Source organism: Flavobacterium faecale (assembly GCF_003076455.1).
In the GTDB taxonomy this organism is placed as follows: Bacteria; Bacteroidota; Bacteroidia; order Flavobacteriales; family Flavobacteriaceae; genus Flavobacterium; species Flavobacterium faecale.
Window position 1 is genome coordinate 514,640 of the sequence record NZ_CP020918.1, and the last position, 12,218, is coordinate 526,857.

At 35.1% G+C, this 12,218-nt stretch carries 8 protein-coding genes; 4 read left to right on the forward strand and 4 right to left on the reverse strand.

Annotated features, from left to right (window positions below; genetic code table 11):
- Positions 1-92 precede the first annotated feature (92 nt).
- Genes FFWV33_RS02370 through FFWV33_RS02380 form a run of 3 tightly spaced genes read left to right on the forward strand, consistent with a single transcriptional unit; the run spans position 93 to position 5,957 of the window.
- Positions 93-3,182 (forward strand): hypothetical protein, encoded by a 3,090-nt coding sequence (locus FFWV33_RS02370; protein ID WP_108739415.1) that lies wholly within the window; start codon positions 93-95, stop codon positions 3,180-3,182.
- Positions 3,179-4,414, forward strand: coding sequence for a hypothetical protein (locus tag FFWV33_RS02375; RefSeq protein ID WP_108739416.1), 1,236 nt, complete (start codon positions 3,179-3,181; stop codon positions 4,412-4,414). Before FFWV33_RS02370 ends, FFWV33_RS02375 begins: the two co-directional genes overlap by 4 nt.
- Positions 4,401-5,957, forward strand: coding sequence for a glycoside hydrolase family 2 TIM barrel-domain containing protein (locus FFWV33_RS02380; protein WP_108739417.1), 1,557 nt, complete (start codon positions 4,401-4,403; stop codon positions 5,955-5,957). The genes FFWV33_RS02375 and FFWV33_RS02380 overlap by 14 nt, the downstream gene beginning before the upstream one ends.
- A gap of 2 nt (positions 5,958-5,959) precedes the next feature.
- Here the strand turns inward: FFWV33_RS02380 and FFWV33_RS02385 are convergent, their stop codons facing one another.
- The 3 genes from FFWV33_RS02385 to FFWV33_RS02395 form a co-directional block, all read right to left on the reverse strand.
- Positions 5,960-7,138, reverse strand: coding sequence for a glycosyltransferase (locus FFWV33_RS02385; RefSeq protein WP_108739418.1), 1,179 nt, complete (start codon positions 7,136-7,138; stop codon positions 5,960-5,962).
- A gap of 135 nt (positions 7,139-7,273) precedes the next feature.
- Entirely contained in the window at positions 7,274-8,530 is a 1,257-nt protein-coding gene (locus FFWV33_RS02390; protein WP_108739419.1) for an MATE family efflux transporter, read from the reverse strand.
- Between the two features lie 31 nt (positions 8,531-8,561).
- On the reverse strand, positions 8,562-8,840 hold the full coding sequence (locus tag FFWV33_RS02395) for a hypothetical protein (RefSeq protein WP_211316283.1): 279 nt from the start codon (positions 8,838-8,840) through the stop codon (positions 8,562-8,564).
- Positions 8,841-9,000: 160 nt separating this feature from the next.
- Between FFWV33_RS02395 and FFWV33_RS02400 the strand changes: the two genes are divergently transcribed.
- A complete protein-coding gene (locus FFWV33_RS02400; protein ID WP_108739421.1) occupies positions 9,001-11,061 on the forward strand; it encodes a tetratricopeptide repeat protein in 2,061 nt (686 codons plus the stop codon).
- A gap of 427 nt (positions 11,062-11,488) precedes the next feature.
- Here FFWV33_RS02400 and FFWV33_RS02405 read toward each other — a convergent pair whose 3' ends face one another.
- Positions 11,489-11,836, reverse strand: a complete 348-nt coding sequence (locus FFWV33_RS02405; protein ID WP_108739422.1) for a hypothetical protein — start codon at positions 11,834-11,836, stop codon at positions 11,489-11,491.
- Positions 11,837-12,218 lie beyond the last annotated feature (382 nt).

The following is a 12,218-nucleotide window of genomic DNA, read 5'->3' on the forward strand; positions in this document are numbered from 1 at the left end:
ATAAAAAAAGCTTTCAAACATTCATTATTAATTTGTATTTAAAGGTAAATACTTTTATCATTACATTTACATCTAGATAAATTATAATATTCGTGAAGGAAACAACCAACAAATATCTCATAGTGGCACTACTCATTGGGGTAGTATTTCACTCTAGTGCTATTTTCTTCACACTCGAGAGTACCTACGACGCTTTAATCCACATGTTCTTTGCGCAACATTACGCAACGAGCTGGTTTGAGCCATGGAATTATAGTTGGTACACGGGGTTCACCGTTATGGGCTATCCACCATTAGTTCATCAAACCATAGGACTCTTATCCTTAATTGGCGGACTTAAATTTGGTATGTTTACCGTTGCCATCATTGGTATTATTCTATTTATCACAGGAGTCTACCGGTATACTTTGATGATTACCGGTGATCGAAACGTGGCAGGATATGCCGCCATAGTCTCCGTTTTCTCATCATCGTTTGTAGAAACCCTTCATATTTTTGGACAATTACCCAGTATTGTAGGGGTTTCGATTTTGATGCACTGCATGCCCGAAATCTATCTCTGGATAAAGAACGGAAAAATAAAATACTTCTTTAGGTCGTTATCGCTGTTGGCTGTTACAATCACTTCGCATCATGTGACGCCTATTTTCGGAATGGTATTTTTTATTTTTCCGCTTATAGGTACCGTGATTATGGATGTTGCACGAGAGCAAGTTGACTCATACAAGGACATTAAATTCAAATTATTTCTCCAAACTTTTTTTAAATTATTTAAAAGAATTATGGCTTTCGGAATGAGTTCTTTATTCCTTATTATCTTTTGTATTTTTCCATATTGGGTAAATTCAAAGGCCAATCCAATCACACAAGTACCTATTCCGCATGGGAGTCGCGACAACTTTTTGGAAGTTACGTCGTCTGGATTGATGTTTTTTGTCATTCCTTGGGGGATACTATTCTTTATCTTGCCCTATATTATTTATCGATATTATAGCAAAAGATACATTTGTTTTGGGCTTTCTATTTCGCTACTTGTCGTTTTGGGAACAGGAGGAACAACTCCTATTCCGTTAAAAGTACTTGGCGAAACTGCTTTTAACATTCTTACTCTTGACCGTTTTACACTTTGGGCCTCCATTATGAGTCTCCCCATGTTTGGAGAATTTGTATACCGATTGATTGAAGGAGATCTAAAAGTTGCAATTCAGCAACGGTTTGGAAACGTTTATCACCGTATTTTGGGTGCTTGTTTTGCTGGCTCCTTTTTGTTTTTTGCAGGTTTTACTATTACACTGGGTTACTTTCGACCTTTTCAACCACAAAAAATAAATACTTTACCACTTGTCAATTTCTTAAACCAAGATCAGCACGATCAATGGCGCTTTTTGCCACTGGGGTTTGGTGATCAAATGGCAACCTTATCCTCACAAACTAAAGCAAAAACTGTTGATGGAAACTACCACTCTGCCAGACGTTTACCTGAATTAACTTCGCGTGCAATCGAGCGACTGGAGAACTCAAAATTTAGAGGAATGGAAGGTATTGGCTCGTTGCAGCAATTCTTGACCGTTCCTGAAAAATACAATTTGAAATATGTTTTTTCGAATGATAAGTTTTATGACCCCATACTTTATTTCTGTGGTTGGCATCGTTTGTCTTTGTTAGAAAACGGAATCATGGTTTGGGAAAAACTGAATGTTGCCCCTTTGCCCAAAGTACTCCCCAAGGATGAAGTACCCTTGTTCTTAAAACTCATGTGGGGAATTATCCCTGTACTTACCGTAATTTTAGCTTTTGTTATCAATGTTCAAAGCATATTCTACAAAGCTCTAAAAATTAAAAACGTTGTAAAGCCTGACTTCTTCAAGTTTGCAGTGCCCTACAACAAATTTCCGTTTAAAATCATAGTTGTACTTCATCTTTGGGTAATTCTATTAGGAGTGGTCATAAGCTACGGCATGTATCAGGCCTATATGTTTAATGCAACTCAGGTAAGCCCTACCAACGTTGTAAAAGCCTACTATGATGCACTGGATTACAAATATTATGAAAAAGCGCATTCGTACATTGACCCAAAAAGTCATCTAGCTATCTCACAATTTATGCTCGAAACCTCTGTTGCAGATGGTATATTAAACTCGTATGCGAAACTTGACGCTATCGAAATCGAAATTATAAAAAGTTCAAAAGAGCGAGCTACCTTAGTGGCACATACCAAATGGATCACCCCACTAGAAATTATCAAAAAAGACTACTATCATGAAACCATAAGTCAAAACGGAACTTGGTATTTACTTCCTCAAAAACAACCCTTGGACATTCCGCCAGATCAATTTTTGGCCGATAACACAACAGAATACTTTAAACAGGGAAGACGAAAAATCACCACACAGCAAACGTATCACGAAGACGTTTTGAAACAACCTGAACTCGAAATATTATCAGCAAAATTAATTCAGTACAACAATGAATACATTATTATAGGTGAATTGCAAAACATTGATAATTTCCCTGCCGACGTAGTTTTGAAGTCGACTTTGTACAACAATCATGATAAAGTTTTGGCTACTTTCAATGCCAAGGACGTTATCAAACATAAAATAATGCCTAAGGAAACTACTAGTTTCAAAGTGAATTTTGAAGAAATTTCGTGGTTAAAAAAGGATGTAGCACAGCCTACAACCTTCAACCCAAACGAGTATACTCCAAAAGACATTAGCGAAACCCCTGCCAATTTTGACATTCAGTCTGCAGGGAATGTGGCAATAACCGATTTTTATATCCAAGTTACTTTATCTGATTTAGAAATCGAGAACAATCACTTAAAAGGAACGCTGTTTAATTACGGTATACAAGAAGTGACGGTACCCGAATTATTAATTTCGTACTATACCGATCAAAAAGAGTTGTTATATGTAGATCATTACTTTTTAAGAGAGGGAGTACGTGTACAGCGTAAACAATATTTTGATTATAAAATGCTAGATTTGACCAAGTGCAAAATAATTCTCTCCTCACTGGCAACCTGCTATGTAAATGGATTACCCAACGGAGACCTCGCGCGTACCATCATACCCAAGCGTGATCGCGAGGTCGAAAAAGAATTACTTCAAAAAGTGAACGGAAAAGGATTTAGCTATATAAAAATTGAAATGAATAACTATATTGGTAATCCAAAATGATAAAAAAAGTCATACATAGCATACTCCCTATAGTGTTACTGCTCGCATTTGTTTATGTAGCGGCAAAGATAAACACGAGTCAAGCTGTTTCGCAATTGGTTACAGCGCAAAAAAGTTTCATAGCCGGAAGACCGATTACCTTGACTTTTACAACAAACTCAAAAACAGCAAACGCCAGTTTGTTTATTATTCATACCTATGGAAAAACAGTAGTTACCGCAACCAATAGTGACGGTAAACTAAATTTTAAAATACCTACTGTCTATTTTATTAAAACCGGAATCGTATCTTGGTATTTAATTCAGGACGACACGCAAACAGCCAATGGTAGCTTTACGATTACGCCAAACAATACAACTCCTACGCTATTAGAAAATTATCTAGGACCACCAAGCTTACTTACTGGAACAGATCATTTTACAATGATGGTCGCCATACCAACAGACAGTTATGACAACCCAAAAGAAAATGGCACAGCTGTACTGATCAAAGATCAATTTTTGGATAATGTTACCGTAACCGAAAAAAAGACAAAGTCGTTTATTGCTTGGAAAGATATTTATTCTAGAACAAAATCGGGAAAAATGTTGGTCTCTACAGAATGTAATTCGACCGACTCTAAAGAATTTGAGACCGAAATAAAACCATCGCCAAGTGAAGACTTTACAATCGATTATGCTAGAAATCACCAGTTTGCCGACGGAAACCAAATTACCACTGTAAAAACATCGGTAATTAAAGATCGTTTTGATAACTTAGTAGGAGACGGAACTGTAGTTATGTTTCAAGTCATTACTAATGCTAATATTTTACTGAAATCTTACGCAGCTACGATCAACGGCGTAGCGATAGGTCAAATTTTACATCCCGATCATGAAGATACGTACAAAATTAAAGCCTATGTCACTGGTATCGCCCAAAGCAAACCTATTAGTGTAAGTTATAAACCGCTTATCAAAACGTTCAAGTACACTTTTTCAGAGCAAAATCGAAAAATCACGGTAGGACCTGTTCGAAGTTTCATGAAGCAACTAGTCCCTGATGGTGTCAAAGTAGAATTAAAAATATTTCATAAAAAGGAACTATTAGAAACAAAAATCGTAGAAACCAACAAAGGCCTTGCTACCTTTATATTATTGGCTCCCTTTTATCCTAAAAAAGAATACCAGTTTACCATTAAAACATTAGGCATTACACAACAAACAGAAATAAAAAAATATGAAACTAATTAACAACAAGAGCATATTAAAAGCGGCCTTTGTGCTATCTTTTATTTTGATTAGTATTTTTACCATGTTGGGTATTGGCCGCATTCTTGACTACCTTAATACAGGAGCAAGTAGAGCAACAATGTTACACCTAGAAACCGAAAGTGAAGATGTTTACCTTCCAAAAGTAACTTGGACAAACCTCATCAATCCCGCGCGTGAAATGGAAAAAAACACCTTGGGGAAATTAGAGCGCGATTACTTATTTTCATGGTATGTAAAAAACAATGCTTTAGAAAAAAACATCTCAGATGGAGTTGACGATTATTATACTCAAAACACACGTCAAAATTTGTATCGCACTATCAAATACAATCGAACGCACGATATTTCGATAGAAAACACAACAATAAAACATTTTCCTGACCTAGAGTTTTACAGCGAAGACGGGCAATTGGTTGTCTTTACAGACAAAAATGTGATCGAATATCAAAAGGTTTTTCAAAATAAAAAACTATTAACTACCGTACAAGATACTGCCACTTACAAAGTGATGATGCTCTTGGAAGATGGTTTCTGGCGTGTACGACACTTTTTAAAAATGGAAGCTGAACCTTTCGAAAAAGATACTATTAAACCGCATCCTGTTTATACGGTTGCCAACAAACAAATTTTACAAAATAACAAACCATATACCATTAAGGGCATTAACTATTATCCTAAAAATTCAGCTTGGGACACCTTTGGTGAGTTATTTAACAAAGATACTATCGCTCAAGATTTTGATATAATAAAAAAGGCTAACCTTAATACAATCAGGGTTTTTATTCAGTACGGTGATTTTGGAAAAGCAGTAATTGTTCCAGATAAAATGGCGAAATTAAAGACACTTCTAGACTTGGCGGAGACTAAAAAACTAGCCGTTATCGTGACCTTATTTGATTTTTACAGTGATTACACGCTTGGTAGCTGGACCTTGACCCATCGTCATGCAGAGCAAATTGTTTCTACATTTAAGAACCATAAAGCGGTTTTGGCATGGGATATAAAAAATGAGCCCAATCTTGACTTTGAAAATCGTGACAAAGACAATGTTCTTAATTGGCTGGATCACATGATTACGGTCATTAAAGAGAATGATCCAAATCATTTGATTACCATTGGTTGGTCAAACTCGGTTGCTGCGACAAACCTTGCCGACAAAATGGATTTTATATCCTATCATTTTTATAACGACATCAAACATGTGGTTTATGAAACAGATTTATTGATCAAAACCACCAAAAAACCGGTAGTAATTGAAGAGTTTGGAATCCCATCCTACGGTGGAATTTGGAATTTATGGGAAAGCAGTATTTCCAAGCAAGCCGCTTACCATCAAGAAATTCAAGGTTATTTCAAGAAACACAATTATTCTTTTATGTCTTGGACTTTATATGATTTTCCACATGTACCGGATCAAGTTGCAGGTAAATATCCATGGCAAAAGTATAGACAAAAAAAATTCGGGTTTATTGATGATAAAGGAATCAACAAACCCGCATTTAAGTATATTTCGAATAAATAATATTATCCTTTAGATCGAATAATATCTTTGAAAGTGTCCATGTACATGTCGGTGATTTTATCCATCGACAGTGCATTTGCAGCTTTAAAATTTTGCATAGCAATTGCTTTTCTGTAGGTGTCATCGTTGAATATCTTTTCGATAGCCACAGCAAGTGATTCTGCACTTTCGGGATCAAAAAACTCTCCTTTATACCCTTCTTCTTCAACCAACAAAGCCAAATCACCCAAGTCGGGCATCACTACAGCTTTACCATAACTACCCGCTTGGTGCAATACACCCGAGCTACCCGTAGTTGACGTATAAGGAAAAGCGACAACAGTACAATCTCCAAAAATCTTCGGCACATCTTTTTCTTCTACATAACCTGTAAAATGAATACCTTCAACGTCTTTGTACTTCTTTTGTACGCTGTCTAGATATCCAGGCGTATTAGGACTATCGGTACCTGCTACAACCACCTCAATTTTTTCGCTCGTACGCTTGCGCATAATGATCGCTGCATCGATTAGGATTTCAACTTTTTTGTAGGTTCCAAATTTCCCAAAAGCCATAATTTGCTTTGGTCCTGGAGCCAGTTCAAATGAGGGCTCATCAATACTATCAAATGTTCCGTGTGGAATCACTTTGACATTTTTGCAATGGTATTTATTTTCAAGAACTGTAACATATTTACTAATGGTAACGGCAACAACATCTGATTTCAAAACAAATTTGGTCAATGTTGTTCCTATAAAATTATAAATTTTTTGCGCCAATTTGTTTTTGGTAAAACCAGCACTTTCTAGGTCTACTTGTTCCAAAATATTATGCAGTAATGAAACTGTAGGTACACCACTCAATCGTAAAACCATTGGAATCATCAATCCTAAGGCAGCAGGAATTTTTTGATCTCCAAATTTCATGAATTGAAGATTGATCAATACAGCATCAGGTTTTTCATCTCGAATGGCATTATTGATCGAAAGAATATTCGAATAACTATTAAAAGACCAACATTCATTCACCTTTACTTTATCACTGTTTGCAAAATCAAGCTCTTTGGGATCCATAGTTTTATCACACAACAAAACTACCTCGGTAACTTCAGATTTTTGAGCAAAATTCTTAACAAGGTGATATCCGTATTCGTTTAAAGTTACTTTACTTGGAGGAAATGCAGTGATAACAGCTATTTTCATAAATCGATGTTTTTAGGTTTAATTTTTTATTTCATTTGCCTTTTTTTTCTTTTTCGAAAAAGATAAAAAAAGTCAAAATTTGATTTATTGCAAAGATTTGGGAATCTTGATTTAAATATACTAAGATTTTAGATACTAATTTGATTTTTTGTTTTTATAAAAGAAAAAACACAATTGAAACACCAATAAAATCACCATTGCGATAATTTGCATGTACACTACTTGCTCCAAAGTCTCATGATGAAGAACGATAAGCCCTATTTGAGTCATACCCAAAACTGCAGATACGACCACCGGAAAATAATGATTGAGCGATAAATAATAGTAGGCAAAAATATTAGCAATAGCAAAAAGTGATGTAGCCAAAGCGTACTTCCAAAGTAAAAACGAAATAGACACATACTCTTCACCAAACATTACACTCACCACAAATTCTGGAAAAAGTGCTGTAAAGCCAACAATCAGTGATGAAAGTACCGCAATATACCCTACATATTTTAATAATATTGGCAAGGTATCTTGATTGTCCTTTTTCATTTGGATGACTTTTGGCAGCAAAAGCATTACAAACATCCATGCTACAAAATAAACTACACGACCAATCAAAGCTAGTGACGCGTACAAACCTGCATCGTGATTATTGAAAAAATGTTTCACCAAAATAATATCACTATTATTGATGATAATTTGAGTTAGTTCATAAAAAGCAGTTAAGGCAAAAAACGTGGTAATGGAGCGGGTATCGATCTCGGCAACGTTGACGGCTTTGAGTCCTTTGAAAATGACTTTTTGAAACGGAAATACTCCAAACACAAAAGAAAAAACGATTCCTAACGCAACAATTATTGAACTTGGCACGGCAGGAAAAATGAATAATGCTGCCATGGTTAATAACAATCTACTCGCCATTTCGGTTTGATAGGTGGTTGCCAATTTGTTGAGCACATTTTGACCTTGGTACAAACCTCTATTAACACTCATCATGAAATAAAGCGGTATACCGAATCCAAAAATATAAAACATTGAGGCCGTTTGGGTATGGAATACAGCCTGTAATTCTTGATAGAAAACAACAATAGCAATCCCAAATGCAATACCCAAAATGGCAGCGTACTTGGAAATGAGTTTTATAAAAGCCAAGAGTTTATTTTCTTCGAATAAAACAGCATACTTTGCCGTTACAATTTGAAAGGTCATTCCAACGAAAGACAGAATCAATAGAAGGGTGATTAAAATGGCCGCATCCGAGAACTCTTCTGGACCCAATAATCGGCCTAAAAGTAAATTATACAAATAATTCCCTCCGTTGACCAGTAGTATGGTCACCATAAAGAGTTGTTCTGGGCTAAGCTTCTTTGGTATTTTAGCAATCAGATTTGAGGCTATCTTCATTACTTTTGGGGGTTTTGGACTTGTAGTCAGCTTATATCAGGAGGCTAATCTGATTCATGGCTACAAATTGATTTTTGACAATACTATTTTTTCTTCCAAACACATAGAACATTTTTTGATCGCTCATGGCTTTCTCTCGCACAGCAAGAATACTTTTTACAGATTCACGATCCATCGATACTACATCCTCTAAAGAAAGTACGATACCTTTTGAATTTGCAATAAATTCGTTCAATTGATTTTCTAAATATACACAATTTTCTGAGTTTAATAAGCCTTTTACTTCATGAACTCCTCCGTTATAATTCATTTCTAATACCATAATATGTTTAATTTTGTAATTGTAGGTATGCAAATATCACGAATTAAACGCTTCACGTTAGAATCCTTAGACGAACGACACGAAAGTGTAGACGAAATATTACTATATTATCCTTAACTTGCATCAATGAATCCCAGATCTTAAAAAAATGAAAATAATTCTAAAAACTTCCCTACTATTAAGCCTACTATTTACGTTCTCAATGCGTGCGCAAGACATGAAAGAAGGCTTTGGGTATCTTGAAAAAGGAGATTTTGCAAAAGCAGAAACTTTCTTTAGTACTATATTAAAGGAGTACCCAACCAACAAAACTGCTCGTCTGTGTTACGCACGTGCTATAGGACTAAACCAGCAGGCCGACAAAGCCCTTGAAAATTTTATTCAATTAAAGAAAGAATATCCAGGCGATTTAGAAATTGAATTGAACTATGCCGAATCACTTCTTTGGAATAAAAAATTTGATGACGCAAAGGTATTCTACACCTCCTTGGTCGAAAAATACCCCACAAACTTTGTTGCTCACTTGGGTTTTGCCAATACGCTTTCGAACTTAAAAGAATATCCCGAAGCCTTACGCAACGTTAACAAAGCCTTGACCTTGTCTCCAGGCAACACCGGAGCTTTGATTTCTAGAAAATACATCAAGCTAGGATATGCCTATAAAAATGTAAGCGAAAAGAAATTTACAGAAGCCGAAACCTACTATGATGAAATTTTAAAAGATTTTCCGCTAGACAAAGAAACTTTGATGAACAAGGCAAATATGTATTTGATCACCAAAGAAATTGCAAAAGGAAAAGAAGTGTACAACCTACTCGCACCTGCGCAACCTGTAATCGCTTTGAACGGATTGTCACTTTTGGACCATATTGACAAAAAAGAAAAAAGTGCTTTGGAACTTGCAACAACATCATTAGAAAAATCAAAAACAATTACAGACGAAAGTTTGCAAAAACAAACCAAAGAACGCTACACACAAGCCTTAATTTGGAATAAGAAATACAAAGAAGCTTATGCCTACATTGCGGACTTAAAAGTACAATACCCCAACGAAAACTGGGTTTTATCCTTATCGGCCACGTTGGACATTTACAAAAGTAATTTTCCGGAGAGTATTACCTCTTATAAAAAAATACTTGAAAATGATAGTAAATCTTTTGATGGAAATCTAGGGATTGCCAATGCCTTCAAAGCATCTGGACTTACCTCTAAAGCTTACCAAGCAGCCTTGACCACTCTAGAAATTTTTAAAGATCAAGGTGATGCTATGAATTTTATAAAAAACATGAAAGCCGATTTCACTCCCTATTTGGAAGAGAAACTAACCTACTCCTTTGACAACGGTAACAATACTGCTTATGCCTCTCGCACGCTAGTTAGCATTCCGCTTTCGACCAAATGGACCGTAAATACTACTTATCAGTATCGAAAAACTGAAAATTCGGTTACCAAAGCAGCTGCTGAGAGTAACGATTTTCTACTAGGAGCAACCTATCAGTTTCACCCAAAGATTAGTTACACATTAGAAGCAGGTGTAAACTCTGCCAACTCTACAACTACTAGCTATACGCAAGTTTTAATCAATACCTACTTTAAACTGAAACCAATGAAATTGCAAGATTTGGAAGTTGGTTTTAAAAGAGAGATGCAAAACTTTAATTCTGATTTGATTGACAAAGAGATTGCTACCAACAATTACTACTTGAATTATAACTTGAGTACCAATTTTAATTTTGGATGGTTTACACAGTACTTTTTCACTGCACAAACAGATAATAATAATCGAAACTTATTGTTTACTTCCTTTTATTACAACTTCATGTCGAGTCCAGTACTTAAGGGAGGTTTAAATTACCAATACATCGCTTTTAAAGATCGTGTACCAGCAGATTATTTCAGTCCAAAACGATTTAATGCTGTAGAGTTGTTTCTTGAAATTTTGAAAGATGAGAACGGGATCGAACCTAAATCTTGGTTTTACCATGCCAATGTAGCATCGGGATTTCAGTTTAAAGAAAGTGATGCCAAGGAATGGACCTATAGAGTACAAGCAAAATTAGGGTATAAATTTTCTGATCGCTTCTTGGCCAACATCTACGGATTACGAAGCAACATTGCCTCTACCTCAGCGTCAGGATTTACTTTTAACGAATTTGGACTCCGTTTGAAATGGAAGCTAACCTCTAAGCCTTTGTTTAAATTACAATAATTTTTATCGAAATACATTCTAAGAGCTATCCATTGGGTAGCTTTTTTTATTTCGATATAAAGCAAAAAAAAGACTGCTCGTGGTAGCAGCCTTTTCTAACTAAACAACGTAGTTACCAAATAAATTTGTGTTTTTGGAATTGTTTGGTTATCCTTAATACTTCTCAGTACTTGAACAGTGTTTACAATTTAAATATAGAATGAATAGTGAGTACTAAAAACTATTTAATTTGAGACAAAAAGAGTGGTTATCCTTTCATTCTATAGTGTAAAGATACGTTGACTATGAAAGAATTTTTTGTATTATTCGATAAGTATAGGCTAGACTTTCGACGAATGGTTTGTAGCGGGCGATAAACAAAAAAAAACGAACTATCTTTTTGAGCAAAAAGTAGTTCGTTTTAAAATTTATAGTAGGTAATTTTTTTCTATCCTATTAGTTGTAATTGGTCGCTATCAAGGTTCAATAACTCACGAACCTCGTGTATGTTTGGTAAAACGATTTGATCGTTTAAATAGGATAAAAATGGCTTTAGCGCAGCGTGGCTAATCACACGCGTTGTCTTATTTTTTTCGGCACCTTTCATCGCATCCGACTTATGCATTGGACCTGCCCAATTAAGATTGTAACAGTATCCTAAAGTTTCGTTGCGAACGAAAGTTATATTCTCGTCATTAATCATTGTCCAACGTGTTGAAACCAAATAGTATCCTGCAACATCATTTGTAACAGTGTTCATCTCAATACGATCTATGTTAGGTACTTTTGTTTCCATCTTTGTTCTTTTTTAAATCCTTAACCAAAGTACTATTATTTAGTTAAATAGACCAATTTAATCGATGAACGGTAAACATTTACATTTATGGTAGTATTAACCTTATTTAAAATTGAATCCTAAGCTAATCACAAGAATTATAACCACCTCATAAACAACTGTTTAAACTTTATCTTTTTTAATTAAAAATATAACTGCTTGTTATTAACATATAAGTAGTTTTAAATTTGAAGAAAAAAATGTATTCCTTAAAGTTCATTTACCAGTACCAGAATACTATTCGCTGAGATGAAAAAATAATAATCAAAAAAAACTACCTCAAATCGGTAGTTCTTGTAATTATTGCGCTTGTATGATTTTAAAAAGTAAGTTGCATCTATTA

Excerpts from the sequence above, each read along its gene's own strand:
- FFWV33_RS02400 (WP_108739421.1), top strand. The coding sequence starts at position 9,001 with ATGAAAATAATTCTAAAAACTTCCCTACTATTAAGCCTACTATTTACG.
- FFWV33_RS02395 (WP_211316283.1), bottom strand. The coding sequence starts at position 8,840 with ATGAATTATAACGGAGGAGTTCATGAAGTAAAAGGCTTATTAAACTCA.
- FFWV33_RS02375 (WP_108739416.1), top strand. The coding sequence starts at position 3,179 with ATGATAAAAAAAGTCATACATAGCATACTCCCTATAGTGTTACTGCTC.
- FFWV33_RS02380 (WP_108739417.1), top strand. The coding sequence starts at position 4,401 with ATGAAACTAATTAACAACAAGAGCATATTAAAAGCGGCCTTTGTGCTA.
- FFWV33_RS02405 (WP_108739422.1), bottom strand. The coding sequence starts at position 11,836 with ATGGAAACAAAAGTACCTAACATAGATCGTATTGAGATGAACACTGTT.
- FFWV33_RS02385 (WP_108739418.1), bottom strand. The coding sequence starts at position 7,138 with ATGAAAATAGCTGTTATCACTGCATTTCCTCCAAGTAAAGTAACTTTA.
- FFWV33_RS02390 (WP_108739419.1), bottom strand. The coding sequence starts at position 8,530 with ATGAAGATAGCCTCAAATCTGATTGCTAAAATACCAAAGAAGCTTAGC.